The 25506-nt window shown below is 60.8% G+C and carries 19 protein-coding genes, 2 pseudogenes and 1 riboswitch; of the genes and pseudogenes, 13 read left to right on the forward strand and 8 right to left on the reverse strand.

Annotated elements, in window-relative coordinates; genetic code table 11:
* Positions 1–36: 36 nt before the first annotated feature.
* Complete coding sequence (waaA, locus tag SLW75_RS24640) at positions 37–1311, forward strand: lipid IV(A) 3-deoxy-D-manno-octulosonic acid transferase (protein WP_410935700.1); 1275 nt, start codon at positions 37–39, stop codon at positions 1309–1311.
* 374 nt (positions 1312–1685) lie between these two features.
* Here waaA and SLW75_RS24645 read toward each other — a convergent pair whose 3' ends face one another.
* Positions 1686–3125, reverse strand: a complete 1440-nt coding sequence (locus SLW75_RS24645; protein WP_065987833.1) for a TolC family outer membrane protein — start codon at positions 3123–3125, stop codon at positions 1686–1688.
* Positions 3126–3307: 182 nt separating this feature from the next.
* A riboswitch (TPP riboswitch) is annotated at positions 3308–3412 on the forward strand.
* Positions 3413–3583: 171 nt separating this feature from the next.
* Here SLW75_RS24645 and thiC point away from each other — a divergent pair.
* Together thiC and cytX are read left to right on the forward strand one after the other, a co-directional pair.
* Positions 3584–5485 carry a phosphomethylpyrimidine synthase ThiC gene (thiC, locus tag SLW75_RS24650; protein ID WP_410935701.1) on the forward strand — a complete coding sequence of 634 codons (1902 nt, stop codon included), beginning with the start codon at positions 3584–3586 and terminating at the stop codon, positions 5483–5485.
* 113 nt (positions 5486–5598) lie between these two features.
* On the forward strand, positions 5599–6891 hold the full coding sequence (gene cytX, locus SLW75_RS24655; RefSeq protein ID WP_410935702.1) for a putative hydroxymethylpyrimidine transporter CytX: 1293 nt from the start codon (positions 5599–5601) through the stop codon (positions 6889–6891).
* A 54-nt stretch (positions 6892–6945) separates the two neighbouring features.
* Here cytX and SLW75_RS24660 read toward each other — a convergent pair whose 3' ends face one another.
* From SLW75_RS24660 to SLW75_RS24670, 3 genes are all read right to left on the reverse strand, one after another.
* Complete coding sequence (locus SLW75_RS24660; RefSeq protein WP_410935703.1) at positions 6946–7572, reverse strand: GAD-like domain-containing protein; 627 nt, start codon at positions 7570–7572, stop codon at positions 6946–6948.
* A gap of 4 nt (positions 7573–7576) precedes the next feature.
* Entirely contained in the window at positions 7577–8935 is a 1359-nt protein-coding gene (locus SLW75_RS24665) for a DUF6861 domain-containing protein (RefSeq protein ID WP_410935704.1), read from the reverse strand.
* Between the two features lie 237 nt (positions 8936–9172).
* Positions 9173–9919 carry an RsiV family protein gene (locus SLW75_RS24670; RefSeq protein ID WP_296313816.1) on the reverse strand — a complete coding sequence of 249 codons (747 nt, stop codon included), beginning with the start codon at positions 9917–9919 and terminating at the stop codon, positions 9173–9175.
* Positions 9920–10138: 219 nt separating this feature from the next.
* Here SLW75_RS24670 and SLW75_RS24675 point away from each other — a divergent pair, with 219 nt between their 5' ends.
* The 9 genes from SLW75_RS24675 (at position 10139) to SLW75_RS24715 (ending at position 19560) form a co-directional block, all read left to right on the forward strand.
* On the forward strand, positions 10139–10756 hold the full coding sequence (locus SLW75_RS24675) for an NUDIX domain-containing protein (protein ID WP_410935705.1): 618 nt from the start codon (positions 10139–10141) through the stop codon (positions 10754–10756).
* Positions 10747–11199, forward strand: coding sequence for a DUF1249 domain-containing protein (locus tag SLW75_RS24680; RefSeq protein ID WP_065987826.1), 453 nt, complete (start codon positions 10747–10749; stop codon positions 11197–11199). Before SLW75_RS24675 ends, SLW75_RS24680 begins: the two co-directional genes overlap by 10 nt.
* A 121-nt stretch (positions 11200–11320) precedes the next feature.
* Positions 11321–12130 (forward strand): 3',5'-cyclic-AMP phosphodiesterase, encoded by an 810-nt coding sequence (gene cpdA, locus SLW75_RS24685; RefSeq protein WP_065987825.1) that lies wholly within the window; start codon positions 11321–11323, stop codon positions 12128–12130.
* Positions 12131–12273: 143 nt separating this feature from the next.
* Positions 12274–12891, forward strand: a complete 618-nt coding sequence (locus SLW75_RS24690; RefSeq protein ID WP_410929714.1) for a YqiA/YcfP family alpha/beta fold hydrolase — start codon at positions 12274–12276, stop codon at positions 12889–12891.
* 103 nt (positions 12892–12994) lie between these two features.
* Positions 12995–14899 carry a DNA topoisomerase IV subunit B gene (gene parE / locus SLW75_RS24695; protein WP_065987823.1) on the forward strand — a complete coding sequence of 635 codons (1905 nt, stop codon included), beginning with the start codon at positions 12995–12997 and terminating at the stop codon, positions 14897–14899.
* On the forward strand, positions 14899–15876 hold the full coding sequence (locus tag SLW75_RS24700) for an esterase-like activity of phytase family protein (RefSeq protein ID WP_192135365.1): 978 nt from the start codon (positions 14899–14901) through the stop codon (positions 15874–15876). Before parE ends, SLW75_RS24700 begins: the two co-directional genes overlap by 1 nt.
* 35 nt (positions 15877–15911) lie before the next feature.
* A complete protein-coding gene (locus tag SLW75_RS24705; protein ID WP_296310613.1) occupies positions 15912–16394 on the forward strand; it encodes a TIGR02281 family clan AA aspartic protease in 483 nt (160 codons plus the stop codon).
* A gap of 10 nt (positions 16395–16404) precedes the next feature.
* The gene (parC, locus tag SLW75_RS24710; RefSeq protein ID WP_410935706.1) at positions 16405–18672 is read left to right on the forward strand and encodes a DNA topoisomerase IV subunit A; all 2268 of its coding nucleotides are present in this window, start codon (positions 16405–16407) and stop codon (positions 18670–18672) included.
* Positions 18673–18852: 180 nt separating this feature from the next.
* Positions 18853–19560 (forward strand): membrane integrity-associated transporter subunit PqiC, encoded by a 708-nt coding sequence (locus SLW75_RS24715; RefSeq protein WP_410935707.1) that lies wholly within the window; start codon positions 18853–18855, stop codon positions 19558–19560.
* A gap of 54 nt (positions 19561–19614) precedes the next feature.
* Here SLW75_RS24715 and SLW75_RS24720 read toward each other — a convergent pair.
* Together SLW75_RS24720 and SLW75_RS24725 are read right to left on the reverse strand one after the other, a co-directional pair.
* Positions 19615–20319: pseudogene (locus tag SLW75_RS24720) on the reverse strand (histidine kinase); the annotation flags it as partial.
* A 102-nt stretch (positions 20320–20421) separates the two neighbouring features.
* A pseudogene (locus tag SLW75_RS24725) lies at positions 20422–21144 on the reverse strand (AhpA/YtjB family protein); the annotation flags it as partial.
* Positions 21145–21274: 130 nt separating this feature from the next.
* On the opposite strand from SLW75_RS24725, the gene serB reads away from it, so the two are divergent.
* Positions 21275–22492 (forward strand): phosphoserine phosphatase SerB, encoded by a 1218-nt coding sequence (serB, locus tag SLW75_RS24730; protein WP_410935708.1) that lies wholly within the window; start codon positions 21275–21277, stop codon positions 22490–22492.
* 43 nt (positions 22493–22535) lie between these two features.
* Here serB and SLW75_RS24735 read toward each other — a convergent pair whose 3' ends face one another.
* Both SLW75_RS24735 and asd read right to left on the reverse strand, forming a co-directional pair.
* Positions 22536–24320: a molecular chaperone gene (locus SLW75_RS24735; RefSeq protein ID WP_410935709.1), complete on the reverse strand. Its 1785-nt coding sequence runs from the start codon at positions 24318–24320 to the stop codon at positions 22536–22538.
* 283 nt (positions 24321–24603) lie between these two features.
* Complete coding sequence (asd, locus tag SLW75_RS24740; RefSeq protein WP_410935752.1) at positions 24604–25473, reverse strand: archaetidylserine decarboxylase; 870 nt, start codon at positions 25471–25473, stop codon at positions 24604–24606.
* Positions 25474–25506: the final 33 nt, after the last annotated feature.

Genomic DNA, 25506 nt, shown 5'->3' on the forward strand with positions numbered 1-25506 from the left:
AAATCTGACAGCAATTGGCTGATAAACTCCGCGCCCATGAATAGAACCCTCTACAGCATCCTGTTCCACCTCGGCCTCCCATTGATCGCCCTGCGCCTGTGGCTGCGTTCGCGCAAGGCCCCGGCGTACGCGCAGCGGGTCGGCGAGCGCTTCGCCATGGGCCTGCCCGCCATGCAGCGCGGGGGCATATGGGTGCATGCAGTGTCGGTGGGCGAGAGCATCGCCGCTGCGCCGATGATACGCGCCTTGCTGGCCCGCTATCCGCAACTGCCAGTCACCATCACCTGCATGACGCCGACCGGCTCGGAGCGCATTCAGTCGCTGTTTGCCCACGAGCCGCGCGTCCAGCATTGCTATCTACCCTATGACTTTCCGTGGGCCGCCGGGCGCTTTCTCGATCACATCCAGCCGAAGATCGGCGTGATCATGGAAACCGAGCTGTGGCCCAATCACATTCATCAGTGTGCGAAGCGCGGCATTCCGACGGTGCTGGCGAATGCGCGGCTGTCAGAGCGTTCCGCCCGTGGCTACGGACGCTTCGCCGGGCTGACTCGGCCGATGCTCGCCGAGATGAGCCTGTTTGCCGTACAGACCGAAACCGAGGCCCAGCGTTTTCGTGACCTGGGCGCTTGGCCCGAATGCGTCACGGTGACAGGCTCGATCAAGTTTGACCTGACCATCGATCCGCAATTGCTCGAGCGTGCCGTTCAGCAGCGTGAGCAATGGCAGACCCTGCAGCGTCCGGTCTGGATTGCCGCCAGTACCCATGCGGGCGAAGACGAGGTGGTGTTGGCGGCCCATCGCACGTTGATGGAAACCCATGCCGATGCGCTGTTGATCCTTGTGCCCCGTCACCCCGAGCGGTTCAACAGCGTGTTTGAGCTGAGCCAGCAGCAGGGGTTTGCCAGCATTCGTCGGTCTACGGCCGAGGCGGTGACGCCGGAAACGTCGGTTCTGGTGGGCGACACCATGGGCGAGTTGCTGTTTCTGTATGCCGTGGCCGACATCGCCTTCGTCGGCGGCAGCCTCGTGCCCAACGGCGGCCATAACCTGCTGGAACCTGCGGCGCTGGATAAGCCCGTTCTCAGCGGCCCGCACCTGTTCAACTTCCTCGAAATCGCCGCGATGTTGCGTAACGCCGGCGCGTTGGAGGAAGTGACTGACGCAGCTGCATTGGCCGCAACGGTACGTGATTTGATCGACCATCCTCAGAAAGCAAAGGCAATGGCCGATGCCGGATTGGCCGTGATGAAGGCCAATCAAGGTGCGTTGCAGAGGTTGCTGGATGGGATTGGGCGGTTGTTGAACTGATTGCGCCTGAAATGCCGCCTTCGTGAGCAAGGTGGAGCGCCACCCCGGTCACTCCCACAGGTGCGCTAGTTACCGCACGGCATCGGAGTGTCAGGGCGCCACCAATCCGACTAGTAAAGCTGGCCAACTCCGCAGCTCTGCCTGCTGACTGAGTACCTGTGGGACCGACCGGGGTGGCGCTCCACCTTGCTCGGGAAGAGGCAGGTACATCCGCCAAATCTTCAGCGGCTGGAATATCGTCTTCGTGAGCAAGCTCACTCCCACAAGTACGTCATTCACCACGCTACTGCGCGGTTTCAGGGCACAGGTCACTGACTACGAATCAAGCGCAGTGATTCCCGTTTCAATGCATTACATCCTTTCAGTGAAGCCGCTCACCGCTCCGTCGGCCGTTCGAAGTTCTTCGCCGCTTCTTTCGCCAGATCAGGCGGCAGGAAGTCTTTGTCAGGGTTGTAATCGGCCTTCAGGAAGCGCGACAGATCCTGCAGATCCCCAGGGCTCAGCGTGCCGGCTGCCTGCTTCAGACGCAGGTTGTCGAGGATGTAGTCGTAGCGGGTGTTGTTGTAATCGCGCACCGATGCATACAACTGGCGCTGTGCATCCAGCACGTCGACGATGTTGCGCGTACCCACCTGATAGCCGATTTCCGTGGCCTCCAGCGCGCTCTGGTTGGAGATGATCGACTGTTTGCGCGCCTGGACCTGCTCGACATCGGTGTTCACCGCGCGGTGCAGGTTTCGGGTGTTTTCCACCACCTGGCGGCGCAGACCTTCGCGCTGTTGTTCGCTCTGGCCGAGGCGGGCATAGGCCTCGCGGACTTGAGAACTGGTCAGCCCGCCGCTGTAGATGGGGATATTCACCTGCAGGCCGATGGTGCGTTGCTCGACGCTGCCGTGGAAACTCTGACCGGTGTAATTGGGATTGGTGAAGCCCAGCGGGTCGTTGTCGCCCTTCTCGTACTGCGCTACCGCATCGACGGTAGGCGCGTGGCCTGCCTTGCGTTGACGCAGGGTTTCTTCAGCGGCGCTGACGGCGTAGTTGCTGGCCAGCAGATTCAGGTTCTGCTGCGTCGCGGTGTCGACCCAGGCTTTCGCGTCGTTGGGCGTAGGTGCGAGCACAGGCAGGGTGTGCACGATGCCTTCGATGGAGTTGTAATCGCGGTTGGTCAGGGTGATCAGCGCCTGAAACGCGTCATCGACCTGGCGTTTGGCGACGATCCGCGCAGCGCGTGCGGTGTCGTAGCTGGCTTGCGCTTGAAGCACGTCGGTCTTGTCCGACAGGCCGACATCGAAGCGTTCATTGGCCTGATCGAGCTGGCGCTTGAGCGCCGCTTCCTCTGCCTTGGTCGAGGCGAGATTGTCCTGTGCGCGAAGCACCGCAAAGTAGTCTTCGGCGCTTTGCAGAATCAGGTTTTGCTCGGTGGCCGAGAGCTGCAGGATGGCCTGCTCGTTGACGTCCTTCGCAGCCTTGAGCTGGAACCAGCGGTCGGCACGGAAGATCGGCTGACTCAGGGTCGCGCGATAGACCGTTCCGCTGCGGCTGATGACGGCGGAGGGTTGGTCAATCGATGTGCGGGTGTCATTGATGTCAGCACCACCGGAGATGTTCGGCAGCAGGCCGGCGCGAGCCTGAGGCACGATTTCCTTCTGCGCGTCATAGCTGGCGCGGGCCGCCGCGAGATCAGCGTTGTTGTTCACCGCTTCCTGATACACGCTGACCAACCCGGTCCTGGTTGGCAGCGGCACGTCTGCTGCCCCGGCCATCGCACTCGAAGCACACGACACGGCAATGGCCAGTGAAAATTTGCGCAGCATAGACATTCCCTAGTAATTCAAGCGGTATGAAGACATTGACGTTGCGTCCGATCCAGATGGCTTTGGCGCCGCGTAGCGAGTGTAGTTCCAGAGGGTAGGGACAACAATCGGGCAAATCAGCCATTTAACGCGCGTTTGAATTCCGCGCTTGGCGTTTGGCCTGCGCCGCGACTAGACTGAAGCCGTTCTTGTCGGGGTGCCTTGATATGAGGCTGAGATCGGATAATCCGGATCCCGTTGAACCTGATCAGGTTAGCGCCTGCGTAGGGAACAAGATTTCTCGTCTCCCGGCGAGTCCTCTTGAGCGTCGTCCGGGGTCGTCTTTGTTCAATTTCTGAACAGTCCGCGCCTCTTCGATTCTCAGCATCCATGTCGTCTCAGGGTGCATCCGTCCGTGTTCATCAGGCTCAAGCTCCGACAATTCATTCCGCCGCTGGATGATGTCTGGAGAGCCCGTGATGAGTACAACACTAAAAAACGCCAATCTGAGTGAATCCGCCCAAGTCGATTCTGGGTCGGTTCAACCGTTTACCCGCTCGCAGAAAATCTACGTCCAGGGCTCGCGTCCGGACATCCGTGTGCCCATGCGCGAGATCAGCCTGGACGTTACGCCCACCGGCTTCTCCGGAACAGACAGCGGCGGCGAGATCAACGCGCCGGTCTGTGTGTACGACACCTCCGGCCCTTATACCGACCCCAACGTCATCATCGACGTGCGCAAAGGCCTGGCCGACGTGCGTTCGGCATGGATCGAGTCCCGCGCCGACACCGAGCGTCTGGCAGGTCTGACCTCCAACTTCGGCCAGCAGCGCTTGGCCGATGCCGAATTGACCAAGCTGCGTTTCGCCCACGTACGCAATCCGCGTCGGGCAAAGTCGGGAGCTAACGTCAGCCAGATGCACTACGCGCGTCAGGGCATCATCACCGCCGAGATGGAATACGTCGCCATCCGCGAAAACATGAAGCTGCAGGAAGCCCGCGCCGCCGGCCTGCTCACCCAGCAGCACCCAGGCCAGAGCTTCGGTGCGAGCATTCCGAAAGAGATCACGCCTGAGTTCGTGCGCGAGGAAATCGCCCGTGGTCGCGCGATCATTCCCGCCAACATCAACCACGTTGAGCTCGAGCCGATGATCATCGGGCGCAACTTTCTGGTGAAGATCAACGGCAATATCGGCAACAGCGCGCTGGGCTCGTCCATCGAAGAGGAAGTGGCGAAACTGACTTGGGGGATTCGCTGGGGGTCGGACACGGTCATGGACCTGTCCACCGGCAAGCATATTCATGAAACCCGCGAGTGGATCATTCGCAATTCGCCCGTGCCCATCGGCACCGTGCCGATTTATCAGGCGCTGGAAAAAGTCGGTGGCGCCGCCGAAGACCTGACCTGGGAGCTGTTCCGTGACACGCTGATCGAGCAGGCGGAGCAGGGCGTGGACTATTTCACTATTCACGCCGGTGTACTGCTGCGCTACGTGCCGCTGACCGCCAAGCGCGTGACCGGGATCGTCAGCCGTGGCGGTTCGATCATGGCCAAATGGTGCCTGGCCCATCACAAGGAAAACTTCCTTTACACCCACTTCGACGACATCTGCGAAATCATGAAGGCCTATGACGTCAGCTTCTCCCTGGGAGACGGCTTGCGCCCGGGCTCCATTGCCGATGCCAACGACGAAGCGCAGTTCGGTGAGTTGGAGACCCTTGGCGAGCTGACCAAGATTGCCTGGAAGCACGACGTGCAATGCATGATCGAAGGCCCGGGCCACGTGCCGATGCAGTTGATCAAGGAGAACATGGACAAGCAGCTGGAGTGCTGCGACGAGGCGCCGTTCTACACCCTCGGCCCACTGACCACCGACATTGCACCGGGTTACGACCACATAACGTCGGGCATCGGCGCGGCCATGATCGGCTGGTTCGGCTGCGCGATGCTGTGCTACGTCACGCCCAAGGAACACTTGGGGTTGCCGAACAAGGACGACGTGAAGACCGGGATCATTACCTACAAGATCGCCGCCCATGCCGCGGATCTTGCGAAGGGGCATCCCGGTGCGCAGATTCGGGACAATGCGCTGAGCAAGGCGCGGTTTGAATTCCGCTGGGAAGACCAGTTCAACCTCGGGCTGGACCCGGATACCGCGCGCGCCTACCACGACGAGACGCTGCCGAAAGACTCGGCGAAGGTCGCGCATTTCTGCTCCATGTGCGGGCCGAAATTCTGCTCGATGAAGATCACCCAGGAAGTGCGCGAGTACGCCGCTAACCAGAAGATCAGCGCGGTGGACGTGTCGGTGGACGAAGGCATGCGCGATCAGGCGGCGCGGTTCAGGCAGGAAGGCAGTCAGCTTTATAAGAAGGTTTAGTGGCAAGCGGCAAGCGGCAAGTCACAAGCTGCAAGGAAAAGCAGGCCCGCGTTTGATCTTCTCTTGCGGCTTGCGGCTTGCAGCTCATAACGGCTCTTCAGCGAGACACAAAAGTGAACACTCCCGGCACCTATTCCCCCGACGCCCCCGTACCCGCCGCCAAGCGGGTTTTTGGCGGGCGCGATCTATTCTCTCTGTGGTTTTCCCTCGGCATCGGCCTCATGGTCCTGCAAACCGGCGCGTTGCTGGCGCCCGGGCTGGGCATGTCCGGCTCGATGCTGGCGATTCTCCTCGGCACGCTGGTCGGCGTCTTGCTGCTCGCTGCTGTTGGCGTCGTTGGCAGTGACACCGGGCTGTCGTCGATGGCGGCGCTCAAGCTCAGCCTGGGCAGCAAGGGAGCAGGCGTTCCGGCGATTCTCAATCTGCTGCAACTGGTGGGCTGGGGCTCGTTTGAAATCATCGTCATGCGCGACGCCGCCAGCCTGCTGGGCGCGGGCGCTTTCTCCGAAGGGAGCCTTTGGGCGAGTCCGATGCTCTGGACCTTGGTGTTCGGCGCCCTCGCGACCTTGCTCGCCGTGAGCGGTCCGTTGGCCTTCGTCCGGCAGATCCTGCGCAAATGGGGCATCTGGCTGCTCTTGGCGGCGTGCGCCTGGCTGACCTTCAACTTGTTCAGCAAGGCTGATTTGACGGCGCTGTGGTCACGCGCGGGCGACAATTCGATGCCATTTGCCGTCGGCTTCGACATTGCCATCGCCATGCCGCTGTCGTGGCTGCCGCTGATTGCGGACTACTCACGGTTCGGCAAGCGCGCCACCGGTGTGTTCGGTGGCACAGCGCTGGGCTTCTTCATCGGCAATTTCTGGCTGATGTCCCTTGGCGTGGCGTACACCCTGGCCTTCGCGCCAAGTGGTGAAGCCAACGCGCTGCTGCTGGCGCTGGCGGGCGCGGGGATGGGCATTCCGTTGCTGCTTATCCTGCTGGACGAATCGGAAAACGCGTTTGCCGACATTCACAGTGCAGCCGTGTCGAGCGGGATTCTGCTCAAGGCCAAAGTCGAACACCTGTCGCTGGCGATCGGCATCATCTGCACACTGATCGCCTGCTTTGCGCCACTCGCCCAATACCAGAACTTCCTGCTGATGATCGCTTCGGTGTTCGCGCCACTGTTCGGCGTGGTACTGGTGGATCACTTCATCCTGCGCCGCCGTCGTCACGGCATCGCGACGACGGGCCTGCGCTGGATGACGTTAATCGCGTGGATCGGCGGGATCGGCACCTACCATCTGCTGGCGAATCTGTATCCGGACATCGGCGCAACGCTGCCCGCGCTTATTGTCGCTGGCGTGCTGCAGTGGGGATTGGCGCGCGGACAGGCATCTGCATTCAAGGCCGATGTGCGGCATTAACTCAGCGGGCCGGGCCTGGATTTACAGTATTCAGGCTCAAGTCGGCAGCATTCATCAGAGCGAATCAAGGTCCGGGAATCCCCAATCCGTCAGCGGTGCGAGCTGGGACAGAAAAGTCAGGTGCTCGATGGTTTTGACCTTTTGCAGATGTTTGAGATCGGCTGGACCGCCAAGTACGAGGGCAGGTACGAAGCCGTACATCTCATCGGGCTCCAGCGGTCCTAGTACTGCCAGTGCTTTTTCAAACAGATCGTCAAAGTCGTTCGAAGCGTGATCAAAGGACGCGAAGAAGATTTGTATCTCGTCATCAAAACGTTCGGTGGATATGTGTCGAGTGGTTCGCATATATCTAGCATAAACTGCATTGACCGTTAGCCAGCTTCCGGTACCTTGCTGCCACATGTAGATATCCCCAAATGCCCCTCTTGCGATCACATGATAGGTCTCAGGATCTGGAATGCCTGACTCCGACAGCCAAGAGCGCATGGTTACTTCGTACTCGGCCGGGTTGACGCACCAAAATACTCCATTTCCGTAGCCGCTCCAGCCATACCGATGCCAATGTAATAACAGTTGCGATGGCAATACCCCTGTGTACTTTTCCATGGATGATAATGGAGCTTCCCTTCTATTTATTTCCGGGCCGACTTCTTCAATCAAGCAAACGTAATATTCGTCCATACCCCTATTTACACCTTTCCAGTCTTGCGTTGATTTTTACGCTGTCACGCATATCTACGCTCGTTGTGCTCGCGGCGTGATCCAATCCGTCTATTCTGCCTCGCCACTGCGCGCCAATACTTGAATTGACACGTGCATCTCCGAAGTCAGAGATGACGTCTTTCCCTCCCGCAAATAAATCGGGGTTATGCAAAGCGGCAAGGATGCTCATCTTTTCTCGCGCTATGATTTTCGCCGCGCGTCTCGCTCCGAGTAGTGGGGTATCGTCTAGCTTCATTTTGGCCATGGCGTCTTTAATCAAACCTTCTTCCAGAGCCTTTCTGGCGAGCCGGGCCACCCCCGGATCCCTAACCTTATCTCCCGCCTTGAACGCCTCCCGCCCCCGCAGATACTCAGCCACGGTCAAATCATTCAACCCTCTTTCCTGTCCACCCAGCTGCCTGTCGAACTCGGGAATCTTGCTGTCATGCAGGTTGCTCGCGTTAAAGCATGGCACCTTGTATTCCGGCATGCCCAGCGGTTTCTTCCCGCCCGGTCGATCGGTTTCCCGAGAGCTGTCGGACTTAGGCTCCGGTGTGAGCGAGCTACCCGTTCGAGCCCTGGCAGGCTGCAAGTCAGGCCGCCCTTTAAGGCCCTCTTCATACTTGACCATCCACTGCGCCAGCCGCGCGCCTTTTCTGCTGGCGCGCATTTGGCCAGCCAGTAGCGCGATGTCGCCGCGACCTCGGGTCAAATACTCAACCATTGCGCCGAGCAGCAGGATTACCACTTCCGTGTGCCCGCGGGCGATGTGGTGTGCCGCTTGATCGACAACCCACGGGTCGTCCTGTGAAATCGGGTTTAGCCCATCGTTGCCTCGGGTCCCGTCCCAAGCGACCTCGATACCGCGCACGTAGTGGTCCAGCAGCGCAGGCAGACCTTGTACGAAAAACTCCGCGACCGACGCCAGCCCAAGCACCCCGAGAATCCAGCTGCTGGCTTGCAATCCCGCCGCCATGCCAGCGATCGCGCCGGGCCCCGCGCCTATGCCACCCGCCAGGGCGCCTACCCCCGCACCCATCGCGCCCCCGGCCAGAACACTGCCGACAATGATCATGGCCATGTCGCCGACGACGCCCATCAGATCAAACAGCACGTCGGCTATGTCGATGTCTGCGAATCGCTGGCGCAATAATGCGCTGGCTTCAAACTCGGCGCAGTAAAAGGCAGTTCTGATGTTGTCGACACGGCGCAGAACAAGTTCGACAGAAGGCGCCTGTTCATTTAGGTAACTTCGAAAGTCGCCTAGGCCGCTACTTTGAACTTCAAGCCTCAATCGATCTTCAATTTCAAACCATGACGGCAGGACATTCCATAAGCGCATCCCGTCTCCCTGACTGTTCTAAAAAGTTCAGGGCGGAACTTAATGATTAAATCAGTGAGGCGTCAATAAACAAGGGGTTTAATAATGGGGCGGGTTTAAGGAGGTTGATGTTTAATGTTTGGAAGTTATGTATGAACGTGTATGTAGGAGCTGGATATGGAAAAGAGGGGGGGTTAAGGAAGGGGATGTTAATAAAAAAGCCGGCGCTTTCTCAGCAACCGGCTTGGGTTCAACCAATCAGCTCCGGCCAGGAAACAGCTCAGGCTTAACGATGCCGTTCAACTGCGGATACGGAATCTTCAGCTCGATGTGGCCCATGGCGTAGGGGGCGATGGTTGTCACCGGGTACTTGAGGATCACCGCACCGTACGTCAGAGCAATGTTGGAAGTTTGCTTGAATGCCCACATGTTCTGGAACTCGGTGTCCTTGTCCAGCTTGCTGCTGATCAGCCAGGCCTGATGAGCGAGGCGGGCCTTGTCCCAGAAGGCAGCTTCCTGACCCGGGACCAGCATGTCGGCGAGCGTCAGCACGCGGTGTTGCTGGCGGGAATAGTTGATGAACGCGCGGCCCGGATTACCCTGGCCGCTGCCGGAATCGACGTAGCTGGACAGCTCCACGACCACGATTCCGTCATGCTGCTCACGTACCTTGGCTTGCAGGTAGCTGCTGTTGCGCGCCGGCGCGCGGCTCAAGTATTGCTCTTGGTACGCCTTCAGCGTCGGCGGCACCGGACCATCGCTGTCGCTGCGGGTCAGTTGCAGCAGCGTGCGCTGGACGATCTCGTCAAGTTTCGGCTCATCGGGGAAATGCACGGTGTCGATGTTCACCAGCGGGCAATCATCGGTGGTGCAGCCGGGCTTCATCAGCTCGGAGGCGTCACGCTGAACGGTCAGCGGACTGCGCAGATTGGGTTGGAACAGGCTTTGGCAGGCGCCCAAAATCAGGGCCACGCAGGCCAGTGAAATGATCTTCAGAAAAGACATGTTGATCCTTGGCATCGGCATAAGGGGGCGTCACGTGGTAGGTAACGGCAAGGTCCTTCGACTGTGGGTGGCGCAATCAGTTCGCCATCGGGCGGATTAGAGTGCTTTCGCCGGCAGTCGTCTACCCCGGTGACCGGTTTTGCGAATTCAAAGGGCTGCATCCCGCACCACAGCGCGTTAGGATGGGCCCGGACACAGTGCTCAAGCAGTGAGAAATGTATGACGGATAGCAACAGATCGACACCGACAAAGCACGAAATTACACACCGTGAGACCTGCTTCAAAGGGTTTTACCAGCTCGACCGTCTTCAATTGCGCCACGAGTTGTTCGCGGGCGGCATGGGCCCGGAAATCAAGCGTGAGCTGTTCGTTCGCCATGATGCGGTGTGCGTGCTGCCCTACGACGCCAAGCGCGATGAAGTGGTGCTCATCGAGCAGTTCCGCGTCGGCGTTATCGGCAAGCACGACAACCCGTGGCTGATCGAAATGGTCGCCGGCCTGATCGATAAAAAAGAGGAGCCCGAAGAGGTTGCTCACCGCGAGGCACAAGAGGAAGCTGGGCTGACGTTCAACGCCCTTTGGCCGATCACCAAATACTTTCCATCGCCGGGGGGCAGCAACGAGTTCGTGCATCTGTACCTGGGCAAGTGCGACAGCGAGGGGGCAGGTGGGCTGCACGGGCTGGTAGAAGAGGCCGAAGACATCCGGGTTTCGGTCTGGTCATTCGACGACGCGATGCAAGCCGTCAGGGACGGGCGCATCGTCAACGCCGCAACTATTATTGCAATGCAATGGCTGGCGCTCAATCGCGCCGAAGTAAGGGGGCTATGGTCGTGAATCTTCTGCGCGAGCGCTATCGTGTCGACCTCGCCGGGCTGCAAGCCGCCTGCGAGGCGAACTACGCGCGCTTGATGCGTTTGCTGCCCGATATGCGCAATCAACAGCGCTCACGCCGGGTCGCCGTGACCCAGGGCGATCAGATGCTGGGCGTGCTGGCGGTCGAGGTCATCCTCGATTGCCCGTACACCACCACGCTCCAAGTCCGTCAGGAACACAGCCTGCCGTGGTTGCCGGTGCCCGTCCTCGAAGTGCAGGTCTACCACGACGCGCGCATGGCCGAAGTCATCGGCGCCGAGCACGCGCGTCGTTTCCAGGGTATCTATCCCTATCCCAATGCCGACATGCACCAGCCTGACGAAAAGGCCCAGCTCAACGTTTTTCTGGGTGAATGGCTCAGCCATTGCCTGGCGTGCGGGCATGAGTTTGAGGCGGTACGCTGAGACGGCGCGACTTATCGGCTGGACCTTCTGCACGCAGATGAGAACCAGGCCCTCTTTCCAGGTTTGCCGCCGCACCGATCTCACACCATAATCCGGCCACATCCGCTTAAGGAGATGGCCATTGTCGAGCCCATCCTCTCATTCCTCATCCGTGCTGGTGGTCCAATTGACCGACAGCCATCTGTTCGCCGAAGCGGACGGCACGCTGCTGGGCATGCCCACGCGCGCCAGTCTCGATGCGGTGGTCGAGCGTGTCCTCATCGAGCAGCCGGCGATCGATCTGGTGCTGGCGACGGGGGACTTGTCTCAGGACGGCACGGTTGAGTCGTATCAGGCATTCCGCGAGGCAAGTGAGCGCCTGAATGCGCCCGTGCGCTGGATTCCGGGGAATCACGACGAGCTGAGGGAGATGGCGATTGCCGCGCAGAACAGCGACTTTCTCGAACCGGTCGTCGACGTCGGCAGTTGGCGGGTCACGATGCTGGATTCTGCTGTTTCCGGGTCCGTCCCCGGTTATCTGCAAGACGGCCAGCTTCAGTTGCTCGCCCAGGCCTTGAGCGAGGCGCCGGAGCGGCATCATCTGGTGTGTCTGCATCATCATCCGCTGCCCATCGGGGCGGCATGGATGGAACCCATCGGTTTGCGCAATCCCGAGGCGCTTTTTTCGGTCCTGGATCGATTTCCTCAGGTGCGTGCGGTGCTGTGGGGGCACGTGCATCAAGAATTCGATCAGCTTCGTGACGGCGTGCGGCTAATGGCTTCGCCATCGACCTGCATTCAATTCGCGCCGAACAGCGTGGATTTCGGTCTTGATGACCTTGCGCCCGGCTATCGCTGGCTGCGCCTGCACGACGATGGCCGGGTCGAAACCGGTGTTTCGCGTATCGAGCCCGACCTGTTCGACGTCGACATCAACGGCGCGGGCTACTGAAAGACATTTCCTCAATTTGCCGCGATTCGTCAACAGGTGAGTCATCGCGCAGTTGACCCTGTAAACTGCGTGGCTTTGCCTTGATGGGCGGCGACAGGCCAGCCCGTCCGGGATGTATCGATTGCCGTTTGGGAGGCAACTGCGTGAACCAGGATCAATCGACGCTTCTTTATATTCACGGCCTGAACAGCTCGGCCAGGTCGCAGAAAGCCACACAGCTGACGACGCTGATGGCGCGTCTGGGTTTGAGCGATTACGTGCGCGTGCCCGAACTGCATCATCATCCGCGTCAGGCGCTGACCCAGTTGGAGGCCGCAATCAAGGAGCTCGGTCGGCCGCTGCTGGTCGGCAGCTCGCTCGGCGGCTACTATGCGACTCACTTGGCTGAGCGCCACGGCCTCAAGGCTGTGCTGATCAACCCGGCGGTCAATCCGCATCAGCTCTTCGATGGTTTTCTCGGCACCCAACAAAACCTTTATACCGGCGAGAGCTGGGAGCTGACGCACGACCACGTGAAGGCGCTGGCCGAGCTGGAAGTGCCTGCTCCGCAGGACCCGCAGCGTATTCAGGTGTGGCTGCAAACGGGCGACGAGACGCTGGATTACCGCCGCGCCCAAAGTTTCTATCGGGCTTGTGCATTGCGCATCGAAGCGGGTGGCGACCACGGGTTTCAGGGTTTCGCTGCAAAGATGCCAGCGCTGTTGAGCTTCGCCGGGTTCGCTCCAGCGCTGCTGCAGGGCGTCGATCTGAGCGGGCTCTGACCTGAGCCGTCGCTGCGACACACGTGTAGAACAGTCTTGTAAAAACATTCTTGTAAAACAGTAGCACTCCGAAATTTCATGAACGACTTGATGACGAGACCCCATGGCCAATCCCAGCGCTAGCTCTTATAACGCAGACGCCATCGAAGTCCTCTCGGGCCTCGACCCGGTCCGCAAACGGCCGGGCATGTACACCGACACCTCACGCCCCAACCACCTGGCGCAGGAAGTCATCGACAACAGCGTCGACGAAGCGCTGGCAGGTCACGCCCGGTCTGTGCAGGTCATTCTGCACGCCGACAATTCGCTGGAAGTCTCCGACGATGGTCGCGGCATGCCCGTGGACATCCACCCCGAAGAAGGCGTGTCGGGCGTCGAGCTGATCCTCACCAAGCTCCACGCCGGCGGCAAGTTCTCCAACAAGAACTACCAGTTCTCCGGCGGCCTGCACGGCGTCGGGATTTCCGTGGTCAACGCGCTCTCGACCGAGGTACGGGTACGGGTCAAGCGCGATGGCAACGAATACGAAATGACCTTTGCCGATGGCTACAAAGCCAGCGAACTGGCGGTGATTGGCACCGTTGGCAAGCGAAATACCGGCACCAGCGTGTATTTCGCGCCGGACCCCAAATACTTCGACACCCCGAAATTTTCTGTCAGCCGCCTCAAGCACGTGCTCAAGGCCAAGGCCGTTCTGTGTCCGGGCCTGCTGGTTAGCTTCGAGGACAAAGGCACTGGCGAGAAGGTCGAGTGGCATTACGAGGATGGGCTGCGCTCGTATCTGCAGGATTCGGTGTCCGACTTTCTGCGCCTGCCCGACGAGCCGTTCTGCGGCGTATTCGCAGGCAATAAAGAGGCTGTCGACTGGGCGCTGCTGTGGTTGCCCGAGGGCGGCGACAGCGTTCAGGAGAGTTACGTCAACCTGATTCCGACGGCCCAGGGCGGCACCCACGTCAACGGCCTGCGGCAGGGCCTGCTGGACGCGATGCGTGACTTCTGCGAGTTCCGTAATCTGCTGCCCCGCGGCGTGAAGCTGGCGCCTGAAGACGTCTGGGAGCGCATCGCTTTCGTGCTGTCGATGAAGATGCAGGAGCCACAATTCTCCGGCCAGACCAAAGAGCGGCTGTCGTCCCGTGAGGCGGCGGCGTTTGTTGCCGGTGTGGTCAAGGATGCTTTCAGCCTGTGGCTCAATGCGCACCCGGAAATGGGCATGCAGCTGGCCGAACTGGCGATCAACAATGCCGGTCGTCGTCTCAAAGCGAGCAAGAAGGTCGAGCGCAAACGCATCACCTCAGGCCCTGCACTGCCGGGCAAACTGGCCGATTGCGCGGGGCAGGATCCGATGCGCTCCGAGCTGTTTCTGGTCGAGGGTGACTCCGCCGGCGGCTCCGCCAAACAGGCCCGGGACAAGGAATTTCAGGCCATCCTGCCGTTGCGCGGGAAGATCCTGAACACTTGGGAAGTCGACGGCGGCGAAGTGCTCGCCAGCCAGGAAGTGCACAACATTGCCGTGGCGATCGGGGTTGATCCGGGCGCTGCGGACATGAGCCAGCTGCGCTACGGCAAAATCTGCATCCTCGCCGACGCCGACTCCGACGGCCTGCACATCGCCACGCTGCTGTGCGCCTTGTTCGTCCAGCATTTCCGCCCGCTGGTGGATGCAGGTCACGTCTACGTCGCCATGCCGCCGCTGTACCGTATCGACTTGGGTAAAGACATTTATTACGCCCTGGACGAAGCCGAGCGCGACGGCATTCTCGACCGGCTCGTGGCTGAGAAGAAACGCGGCAAGCCGCAGGTCACCCGATTCAAAGGCCTGGGTGAAATGAACCCGCCGCAGCTGCGCGAAACCACCATGGACCCGAATACCCGCCGACTGGTGCAGCTGACCCTGGATGACTTTGAGGCGACGTCGGAAATGATGGACATGCTGCTGGCCAAGAAACGCGCAGGCGACCGCAAGAGCTGGCTCGAATCCAAAGGCAATCTGGCCGAGGTGCTGGTCTGATGCGGGGCTGGTTTGCAGCGCTGTTATTGATCGCCACGCCCGTTTTCGCCGCGCCATTGCCCGAGCTCAAGCTGCTGTCAGAGCATCCGGTGGACGACATGATCGGCGGCAACCTGTCCGGGCTCGCGTCCTGCAACGGCGTGCTGTGGACCGTTTCGGACCGCGACGACACCCTGCTTTACAGCCTTGACACCTCGGCAACGGTCTGGAAAGCCAAGGCCCAGACGCTGGAAATCCCACCGATTCCGGACAGCGGGCTGTCTGCGACCCTGCGTGGCATGGCCAAGGCTTCGGCGCTGATCCGTGGCGGCGACCTGGATTTTGAAGGCGTGAGTTGCGACGCAGCGGGCAACCGTTACCTCGTCAGTGAAGCCTACGCCGCCGTGCTGAAAGTGCCGGTTGACGGTGCGCCGGTCTGGCTGGAGCTGCCCAGGAAGGTCGTCGAAGAAGCGCAGTCGGCCGGGATGCTGCAGCATTTCAACGCCATCTTCGAAGGGATCGCGGTCAATCCGGCAGGCGATCAACTATGGCTCGCCGCCGAGCGTGACAAGCGCGGCCTGTTGACCGCAAAGCTCGGCAAGGACGGCTGGGCCTGTGACGCCAGCTGCATTCTGCGAGTCGAGTCCGGCAACGATATTTTGCCGCCCGAGCTGGGTGGCAAGGCCGTCTCCAAGGACTTTTCCGACGTCTCGCTGTACAAGGGCAAGCTGTTCACCCTGGAGCGCGCGGCTTACCGAATCTGCCGTCGGACCTTGACGACAGGTCAGTTGGAAACGTGCTGGTCGTTCGCCAAAGAGGCGCTCCAGCCAAACCGGCTGTATGACCAGAAATACGGCCTGACCGAAGCGCTGATCGTCGACGAAAAAGGCGCTTGGGTCGGCACCGACAACAACTTCGGTGTCCGCGCCGATGGCGAAAAACGTCCCGTCGTCTGGCGCTTTGCCGCGCCCGAGGGTGGCTGGAGCGGCAAGCCTTGACCCCGTCACCCCCCGGCAAACGCGCCGGGCGGCTGATGCTGATCATCGCCTGGGCGGCGGCGCTGTTTCTGGCGACGCGGTTTTTTGGCGAGTGGGAGCAGCGTCAGGAAAATCCGAATACCATCGTCGCCTCCGAGCATGGAGACGGCTATGTCGAGGTGAAGCTGGTGGGCAATCGTGACGGCCATTTTGTCATGACCGGGCAGATCAATACCCGTCCGGTGCAGTTCATGCTCGACACCGGCGCAACCAACGTCGCCGTGCCGGAGAACGTCGCGCAGGCGCTGCGCCTCGAGCGGGGCGAGCGCGTACAGGTGAGTACGGCCAACGGACGCACCGACGCGTTCCGGACCACGCTGCAACGGTTACAGATTGGCGACATCGTCCTGAACAACGTGCGCGCCCTGGTGGTGCCCGGTCTGGACGGTGAACAGGTGCTGCTGGGCATGAGCGCCGTGAAACAACTCGAATTCACACAGCGCGGCGGCACATTGCTGCTGCGCCAGACGACAAAATGATGAGGCCCGCATGAGCGACTCCCTTGACCTCAGCCTGGATGGCGTAGAACGCCGATCGCTGGCTGACTTCACCGAACAGGCCTATCTCAACTATTCCATGTACGTGATCATGGACCGGGCGCTGCCGCACATCGGCGACGGCCTGAAGCCTGTGCAGCGACGCATCGTCTACGCGATGAGCGAGCTGGGCCTGGACGCTGACGCCAAGCACAAAAAATCGGCGCGTACCGTCGGTGACGTGCTCGGCAAGTTTCACCCCCACGGCGACTCGGCCTGCTACGAAGCCATGGTGCTGATGGCACAACCCTTCAGCTATCGCTACACACTCGTCGACGGCCAGGGTAACTGGGGTGCGCCGGACGATCCCAAGTCGTTCGCCGCCATGCGCTACACCGAAGCGCGTCTGTCCCGTTACTCCGAAGTGCTGCTCAGTGAATTGGGTCAGGGCACGGCGGATTGGGGACCGAATTTCGACGGCACCCTCGACGAGCCGCTGGTGTTGCCGGCGCGTTTGCCGAACATTCTGCTCAACGGCACCACCGGCATCGCTGTCGGCATGGCCACCGACGTACCGCCGCACAACCTGCGGGAGGTCGCGACAGCCTGCGTGCGGTTGCTCGATGAGCCGAAAGCCACGGTCGAACAGCTCTGTGAGCACATTCAGGGCCCGGACTACCCGACCGAAGCGGAAATCATCACGCCCCGCGCCGACCTGCTGAAAATGTACGAAACCGGCAAGGGCTCGGTGCGTATGCGCGCCGTTTACCACATCGAAGACGGCGACATCATCGTTACCGCGCTGCCGCATCAGGTGTCCGGTGCCAAGGTGCTGGAGCAGATCGCGGCGATGATGCAGGCCAAACCGTCCAAAGCGCCGCAGATCGCTGACCTGCGTGACGAATCCGACCACGAAAACCCGTGCCGGATCGTGATCATCCCGGGCGCCCGCAAGAACTTCGACCACGATGCGCTGATGCAGCACCTGTTCGCTACCACCGAGCTGGAGTCTAGCTACAGGGTCAACATCAACATCATTGGCCTGGACGGCAAGCCGCAGCTGAAAAACCTGCGCGCATTGCTGGTCGAGTGGTTGGAGTTCCGGGTACAGACCGTGCGTCGTCGCCTGCAATTCCGCCTCGACAAGGTTGAGCGTCGCTTGCACCTGTTGGATGGTTTGTTGATCGCTTACCTCAATCTGGATGAAGTGATTCACATCATCCGCACCGAGGAGCACCCGAAAGCCGCGCTGATCGCGCGTTTCGCCCTGAGCGAAATCCAGGCCGATTACATTCTCGACACCCGTTTGCGTCAGTTGGCGCGACTGGAAGAAATGAAGTTGCGTGCCGAGCAGGATGAATTGCTCAAGGAACAAGCCAAGCTGCAAGCCCTGTTGGGCAGCGAGGCCAAGCTGAAGAAACTGGTACGCACCGAGCTGATCAAGGATGCCGAAACCTATGGCGACGACCGTCGTTCGCCTATCGTCGAGCGCACCGAAGCCAAAGCCCTGACCGAACACGATCTGCTGCCGAACGAGAAAGTGACGGTCGTGCTGTCGGAAAAAGGCTGGGTTCGTTCCGCCAAAGGTCATGAAACCGATGCCACCGGGCTCTCCTATAAGGCCGGGGATGGCTTCAAGGCCCTGGCGCCGGGTCGTTCCAACCAGTTTGCGGTGTTTATCGACTCCACTGGTCGCAGTTATTCGGTGCCGTCGCACACCTTGCCATCGGCCCGTGGGCAAGGCGAACCGCTGACCGGGCGTCTGACGCCGCCGCCCGGTGCGACATTCGAATGCGTGCTGTTGCCCGAGGATGACGCGCTGTACGTGGTTGCGTCCGATGCCGGCTACGGTTTCGTGGTCAAGGGTGAAGACCTGCAGGCCAAGAACAAAGCAGGCAAGGCGCTGTTGAGCTTGCCGGCCGGGGCCAAGGTGATCCTGCCGCGTCCGGTGCCGGATCGTGAGCACAACTGGCTCGCCGCCGTGACCACCGAAGGTCGTTTGCTGGTGTTCAAAATCAGCGATCTGCCGCAACTGGGCAAGGGCAAAGGCAACAAGATCATTGGCATTCCGGGCGAGCGCGTTGCCAGTCGGGAAGAGTACGTGACCGACCTGGCCGTCGTCCCGGACGGCGCCACGCTGGTGCTGCAGGCGGGTAAGCGCAATCTGTCGCTCAAGCCCGACGATCTGGAGCACTACAAAGGCGAACGCGGACGACGGGGCAACAAGCTGCCGCGCGGATTCCAGCGCGTCGATGCGCTATTGGTAGAAACCGCTGGCTAAGGCGGTTGGTTCGGCGGTCGCTCTTCGTTTCGTCACGAGAGCGACGCAGAATCGCTGGAGTCAACGCGCATATTCACGGATGATATGACGTCCTCCGGCGCCGCTATGGCGGAATGCCTTCATGTTTTCAAAGTATTCAACAGCGTGGACGCGTTACACGGCGTTCACTTGGACGGGATGATGAATTTTCTACGTGTTCCCTGTGTTCTGTTGTTGACCGGCGTTCTGGGTTTGGCCGGTTGCAGCGTTCATCAGCCCACGTCGCTCTATCAGCTGGACAGCGGCGACCCTGGGCAACCGAAACACACCAACGGGGTCGCAGTCTTGCTGGGCCCTGTGGCGATTGCTGACTATCTGCAGCGTGAAACATTACTGCAGCGTCAGCCGGATGGCAGCCTCAAGGCCTCCACCGACGGTCGCTGGGCCGGCAGCCTGTCTGCCGATATCGATCAACTGCTTCTGCGCCAGCTGGCCTGGAAGCTCGACAGCCAACGCGTAGTGATGGCGAATGCCGCGGCCAGTTTCACGCCCGATGTGCAGGTGGTGCTTTCCATCACCCGCCTGGATTCCGGCGAGAAGCAGCCGGCGGTACTGGATGCCCAGTGGCGCTTGCTCGACCGCCGCGGCAATGTGCGCGACAGCAAGCTGGTCCACCTGGAAGAGCCCCATACAGGCTCATCAGCCGCGCAGGTCAAGGCTCAAGGGATTTTGCTGCAGCGCCTGGCGGACAAGCTGAGTGTCGCGGTCAAGCCCATCGCGAGCCAGCCCTATGTGGCGGAAGTGCCCAAAAAGGCCTCGGCGCCGGCGAAAACCCGCACTGATCAGGACAAGCCGAAGATCCCGATGGCATCACCCATCCGCACTGATCTGGAAGTGTTCCGCTTCTGAGAGTGACGGCCACAAAAAAGCCCGCAGCGATGCGGGCTTTTTTGTGGGTGACGCTTAGACCTTGCGTGCCTCGTGCATGCGCGCCAGTTGGCGCTCCAGCATCGATGGATACGGCTCCATCAGACGCTCCACACAGCTGGCACCTTCAGGGCTCGCAATCGGGCGAATACGCGCACGCTGGCGGATGGTCGGGTCTTCGCTGATCTTGCGCTCCACCAGCAGCAGATTGCGGCTGTGCTGCGACAGCGCCAAGGCGTCCTGCGCGGTTTCGGTCAGCAGCAGATCGATCTGGTTCATGCCATGCAGGCCTTCGCCCAGTGTCAGCCCCAGCTGCAGTTGCAGGGTGATGCCGCTGTCGGCGACTTCGATCTGCAACGCATGGCTCAACGCACGCAGCAACTCGCCGCAGCAGATCGCATTGGTCAGGTAGTCATCGCCGCTGTCCTGGGTGCTGAAAACCATCAGCGAACTGCCGTCGTTCAGGGTGTGCAGCTCGCTGTCGTAGAGCGAAGCGGCCTGATCGATGCAGTCTCGGTAGCGCTCGAGCAGCTCGGTCAGGCGCGTTCGCGGCAGACGGCGCAGCTGCTCCTGTGAACCCAGCTGCACCGCCAGCACGGCGCTGTATTGCGGTTGCGACGGCACGACCGGAAGGATCGGACGCGGGGCGGGTTTTGGCGTGGCGGGAGAGTGATCACGAAGGTCCGCAAACGGATCCTCCTCATCTTCTTCATCTTCCTCGGCAGCGATACGTCGTGCCGGAATCACTGTGGCGCGGGGTTTGGGGGTGTCGTCGAAGTCAGGGTCGCTCAGGTCGCTGCTGTCGAACTCCGGCGAAGCGTCTTCCTCGTCTTCGACCTGTGCAGGCTCGGGAATGGGCGCCGGTTCCGGTTCTGGCGGCGCGTACGAAGTCTTCAACTGACGCGCCAGATCGCCGATCTCATCCTGACGATCAGTGGCCGGCGTGTACGGATCGATGTAGCGCAGCCACATGCGCAGTTGCAGCATTGGCGTGGAAATATGCCGCCCAAGGCGCAGGCTCAAGGCCAACGCGAGTGCCAGCAGGATACCGGCCAGAATCGCCATGCTCTGCAAGCTGATGGTCAGCGGCTGTTGGAACTGGGCCATGTCCAGGCTGATGCGCAGCGTGCCGGCGACCACGTCCTGAAAGGTGATCTTGATCTCGTAGAGACCTTCCGCCTCGCCCAGCAAGCCGTTTTTCGGACGCTGTCCGGCTTCGGCAAGAATGCGGTTGTCGGGGCTATAAATAGCCGCGTGGGCCACCAGCGGGTTTTTCACCAGGTTGCCCAGCAGCACATTGAGGCTGAGGATGTCGTTGGACACCAGCAGTTCGGTGGCGGACGTGGCGGTCTGCGTGGTCAGGGCTTGCCCCAGTGCGTCAGCCTGCTCGTGCATGGCTTGCTTGAACTGCAAACCCATGACGCAGGCGTAGATCACCAGAGCCAGCGCGACGAGGATCACGTTGTGGCTGGCGATACGCAAAGCAATCGGTACACGTCGATGACGCAATGCCCGGAAGATCAGCACGAAGAAATTATCGGTTTTTACAGGCGTGGGCCGGTTCACTGAGCACGGCTCTCTTGGTGAAGTTGGGGCGCAGTATAGCGAGCGACCCTGTGGCGGCAAAGCGCTGGCTGTGCCCGGCCGTCACTGAAAGTGCGTAGAATGCGGTTTTTTTCAACTGCGGGGGTGCGCCTTGCGCGAAATCGTCCTGATAAACATCACCGGTGAAGACCGTCCGGGCCTCACTGCGGCCATCACCGGTGTGCTGGCCCAAGGCGGCGTGAACATTCTCGACATCGGTCAGGCGGTGATTCACGACGCGCTGTCGTTCGGCCTTCTGGTCGAGATTCCCGACACAGAAGCAGGCGCGGCCGTGCGCCAGAACGTGCAGGCGACAGTCGACCAGTTGGGGCAGCACGTGCGTTTCACTGACGTGTCCGAAGCTGACTATCAGCACTGGGTCGACGGTCAGGGCAAGGCGCGGCACATCGTGACGCTGTTGACGCGCAAGGTCACCGCCGAGCAGCTGCAAACGGTCAGTGCGATCACTGCCAAATATGGCTTGAACATCAACCGCATCGATCGCCTTTCCGGGCGCATGCCGCTCGACATGCCCACCGAGAAGAGTAAAGGCTGCATCGAGTTTTCCGTGCGCGGCGAGCCGGTCGATCCTCAGCAGATGCAGGCTGAATTCCTCCATGTTGCCCAAGAGCTGAACGTCGATATCGCGTTCCAGCAGGACTCACTGTTCCGCCGCAACCGTCGTCTGGCCGTGTTCGACATGGACTCCACGCTGATCGAAGCCGAGGTCATCGATGAACTGGCCAAAGCCCACGGCGTCGGCGAGCGCGTGTCGGAGATCACCGAGCGCGCCATGCGTGGCGAACTGGACTTCCGCGCCAGCTTCAAAGAGCGGCTTGCGCTGCTTCAAGGTCTGGATGTGAAGGTGCTGGATGAGATCGGCGCTTCGCTGCGTTTGACGGAAGGCGCCGAAACGCTGTTTGCCGAACTCAAGCGGCTGGGCTACAAGACGGCGATCCTGTCGGGCGGCTTCACGTATTTTGCGCGTCAGCTGCAGGCCAAACTGGGCATTGACTACATCTTCGCCAACGAGCTGGAAGTGGTGGACGGCAAGTGCACGGGTAATGCGATCGAGCCAATCGTCGACGCCCAACGCAAGGCCGATCTGCTGCGCGAACTCGCCAGCAAGGAAGGGTTGAGTCTGGAGCAGACCATTGCAGTGGGCGACGGCGCCAACGACTTGCCAATGCTCGCCATCGCCGGCCTGGGTGTGGCGTTCCGCGCCAAACCGCTGGTCAAGCAATCGGCGAAGCAGGCCATCTCGACGCTGGGACTGGATGGCGTACTGTATTTGCTGGGGTTCCGGGACCGGGAAGGGCGCAGCGCTTAACACGCATGGACGTTGAGGCATCTGCAACGGATGCCTCAATGGCTCAGAGCACTGTCCACAGCGAGTCGAATTCCTGCTCCGGGCCGTCGTCGTCTGGCGTCGCGGCCTTTTTCGGTCCTTCAAGAATCTGATATTCAAACTGGTTGTAGCTGCCCGTCGTCGCCCGACGATTGCTCAGGCTAGCGCGTCGCTGTTCGCCGCTGGTATTGATCAGCACCTTGGAACCGTCCTCGAACGGCAGGCGCGGAGCGATGACCGTCGCGGGTACGTCAATCGCACGAACTTCCGGCAGCAGCAGGGCGCGCAGAAACTGACTGCTCTGTTCGGCGCGCGTGAGCTGCATGCCGCACGCCTGGGCAAAGGGCGCAATCAGTTCAACGCCCATCTGCATGCCACCGCCACGAACCTGCCGCACCCAGCGCACCACTGCGATGCTCCAGCCGTGACCGTGGTCCTGGATGCCAATCATCTCGCCGGCCTGCAACTGGTCCGGCACCTCTTTCGGCCAGGCCAGGCAGTAGCCGCCCGGGCTGTGATTGACAATGTGCAGCGCGTAAGTGGGGAAGCTCTTTTGCCCGTCGGACGCCGCATTGGTTTCAGCGTCGTCACGTTTGTATTCGATTTCCTCGAACGGCAGCATGCTGTTCGAGGTGCCATCGCGTGGCGCGTCTGCAGTCTGCGCCCACGGATCATGCTTGACCGGCTTCAAAGGCTGCAGCGTGTAGTCGACGACTCTGGACAGCGTCGACATTTGCAGCAGATCGCTGAAGGACTGCTGACCGCCGACGTAATAATGCAGAGCGCTCATGCCCACGCAGACGGTCAGGGTGCCTTGCCCCGGGGTGCGCTGAAACGCACGTTCCGACACGTCGCCCCACGCGGCTGCCAGGTGCTGCAGGACGTCGATGGACAAACCCGCCGGCACTTTCAGGGCTGACTTCGAACGTTCTTCAACCGGTGTTTCGGTGTAGCGCTCCAGGGCAGCCGACAAACCACGGGGGTCGATGCCGAGCAAATTTGGCCGCTGATCTTCGTCGTACAGCGCGGCATAGCGTGGCGCTGTGTCCGTACCTGGAGACACCGCGTACAGGCTGTTGCTGTCCAGCGGCTGCTGCAGGGTGACCATCGCGCTCCACGCATCCAGCGCTTCGGCGAGTTTGCCGATGTTGTGCTGGCGCATCTGATTGCAGCGCGAACACCCCATCAGCAGCGCAACGATGTATGTCTGTTCAACGCTCATCGCCTGAGTGTTGTGGGCGAGGCTGTCGGCAACCGGCACGTTCTGCAATTGATGCTGGCGGGCGATCTGATAAATCTGATGCATCTCCAGCCACAAGCCGTCCTGCACCGGGCAGTAAAGTTGGTTGGCGCGGATAAGCGGGCCGTTCAGGCAGCTGAGCGCGCGCTGAAGGGCGGTGGTCAGCAGGCCGATGCGGTCTTTTCCGAGCTTGACCGCGACCCGCGCGATGATCTGTTTGTAACCAATGGCCAAGTGGTTTTGCAGGGCCTGGCACAGGTTGGCAACCTTGCGCGGACGCTCTTCGAGAACAACCGACTGGTTCAGGAAGTGACGCTCCAGATGCTTGCACACGAAAAAGACTTCCGGGCGAAGCAATTCGAGGAGCTGCATGCGGTTGTCGCTTGGGGTGAGCAACTGGTTCAGCTCGCCCAGCCCCTGATAGAGCTGGCGCGCCATTTCGCCGAGATTGGCCTTGGGCAGGGTGGCGATCCAGCGCTTCATGTCTTTGGGCGTCGCGTCACAGAACGACAGGCTCGACTGCGTCGGCACAGGTGCGCGCAACAACAGTGGGAGACTTAAATTACTCATGTGACAGGCAAACTCCGACAACTACAGGCCTGAACGGCGGCGTCCAACTCCGGGGCAAGCACCCTCGCCGGGCGAAAAGAGCACGTTTACGTCCATTGACAGCGACGTTTCCTACAGCGCTGACACTGGACTCTAGCAGCATCCTGCAACGTCGCAGCCTGGGCCCAGGGTCATGCGGCCTGGCTCAACCATCCCTGACGAAGCGTAATGCTGCGCGACGCCTTGGTGCCGTTAGCGCCAGAAAAACAGCATCACGCTCTCAGGGGACTAGCTTACGCAAGAATCAGGCCTGCAATGGCAAAGCGAGGCCCTGACCCATTTGCACCGGCGAACCGGCCGCCAGCAGTTCGGACCATTTCACCTGATTTGGGCCAAACAGCACGATGGCCGTGGAGCCCAGCTTGAACCGACCCAGTTCGGCGCCTTTTTCCAGATGAATGGGCGCGCGCGCGGCTTCGTCGTAACGGAAAGTCTTGAGCTCGCGCTTGGGCGGCGTTACCAGACCTGCCCAGACGGTTTCGATCGAGGCGACGATCATGGCGCCCACCAGCACGACGGCCATCGGACCGCGCTCGGTATCGAAGAGGCAAACAACGCGCTCGTTACGGGCGAACAGCTCCGGCACGTTTTCCGCCGTGGTCTGGTTCACCGAGAACAGCCGGCCCGGCACGTAAACCATTTCGCGCAGGGTGCCGGCGAGCGGCATGTGAACGCGGTGATAGTCCTTCGGCGACAGGTAAACAGTCGCGAACTCGCCACCCATGAAGGGCGCGGACAGGCGCGCATCGCCGCCCAGCAATTCAAGCACGCTGTAGCTGTGGCCCTTGGCCTGGAAAATCCGGCCGTGTTCGATTGGGCCCAGTTGACTGACCGCGCCGTCGGCAGGGGAAAGAATCGCGCCCGGGGTTGAGTCCAATGGACGCGCGCCCGGCTTGAGGGCGCGGGTGAAGAAGTCATTGAAGTGCGCGTACCCGGTGATGTCCTCGACCTGAGCCTGGGACATGTCGACCTGATAGCGGCGCGCGAACCATTGAGTGAAGGCATTTTTGAACCAGCGCACGCGGCATTCGGCCACACAGCCTGCCAGTTGCGACAGCAGATGGTGGGGAAGCAGATACTGGAAAAGGATAAACAGACGCTGTTTCATCAAGATTCCTAACGTTTGAAAAGGGGAATACGGGTCGAC

This window comes from Pseudomonas sp. W5-01 (assembly GCF_046540435.1).
In the GTDB taxonomy this organism is placed as follows: Bacteria; Pseudomonadota; Gammaproteobacteria; order Pseudomonadales; family Pseudomonadaceae; genus Aquipseudomonas; species Aquipseudomonas graminis_B.

What these genes read in the sequence shown, in the direction of transcription:
- SLW75_RS24705 (WP_296310613.1), top strand. Translation starts at nt 15,912, where the DNA reads ATGCTGATCATCGCCTGGGCGGCGGCGCTGTTTCTGGCGACGCGGTTT.
- SLW75_RS24680 (WP_065987826.1), top strand. Translation starts at nt 10,747, where the DNA reads ATGGTCGTGAATCTTCTGCGCGAGCGCTATCGTGTCGACCTCGCCGGG.
- parC (WP_410935706.1), top strand. Translation starts at nt 16,405, where the DNA reads ATGAGCGACTCCCTTGACCTCAGCCTGGATGGCGTAGAACGCCGATCG.
- thiC (WP_410935701.1), top strand. Translation starts at nt 3,584, where the DNA reads ATGAGTACAACACTAAAAAACGCCAATCTGAGTGAATCCGCCCAAGTC.
- SLW75_RS24715 (WP_410935707.1), top strand. Translation starts at nt 18,853, where the DNA reads ATGAATTTTCTACGTGTTCCCTGTGTTCTGTTGTTGACCGGCGTTCTG.
- SLW75_RS24660 (WP_410935703.1), bottom strand. Translation starts at nt 7,572, where the DNA reads ATGGACGAATATTACGTTTGCTTGATTGAAGAAGTCGGCCCGGAAATA.
- waaA (WP_410935700.1), top strand. Translation starts at nt 37, where the DNA reads ATGAATAGAACCCTCTACAGCATCCTGTTCCACCTCGGCCTCCCATTG.
- SLW75_RS24700 (WP_192135365.1), top strand. Translation starts at nt 14,899, where the DNA reads ATGCGGGGCTGGTTTGCAGCGCTGTTATTGATCGCCACGCCCGTTTTC.
- SLW75_RS24675 (WP_410935705.1), top strand. Translation starts at nt 10,139, where the DNA reads ATGACGGATAGCAACAGATCGACACCGACAAAGCACGAAATTACACAC.
- SLW75_RS24670 (WP_296313816.1), bottom strand. Translation starts at nt 9,919, where the DNA reads ATGTCTTTTCTGAAGATCATTTCACTGGCCTGCGTGGCCCTGATTTTG.
- SLW75_RS24665 (WP_410935704.1), bottom strand. Translation starts at nt 8,935, where the DNA reads ATGCGCTTATGGAATGTCCTGCCGTCATGGTTTGAAATTGAAGATCGA.
- parE (WP_065987823.1), top strand. Translation starts at nt 12,995, where the DNA reads ATGGCCAATCCCAGCGCTAGCTCTTATAACGCAGACGCCATCGAAGTC.
- SLW75_RS24645 (WP_065987833.1), bottom strand. Translation starts at nt 3,125, where the DNA reads ATGCTGCGCAAATTTTCACTGGCCATTGCCGTGTCGTGTGCTTCGAGT.
- SLW75_RS24735 (WP_410935709.1), bottom strand. Translation starts at nt 24,320, where the DNA reads ATGAGTAATTTAAGTCTCCCACTGTTGTTGCGCGCACCTGTGCCGACG.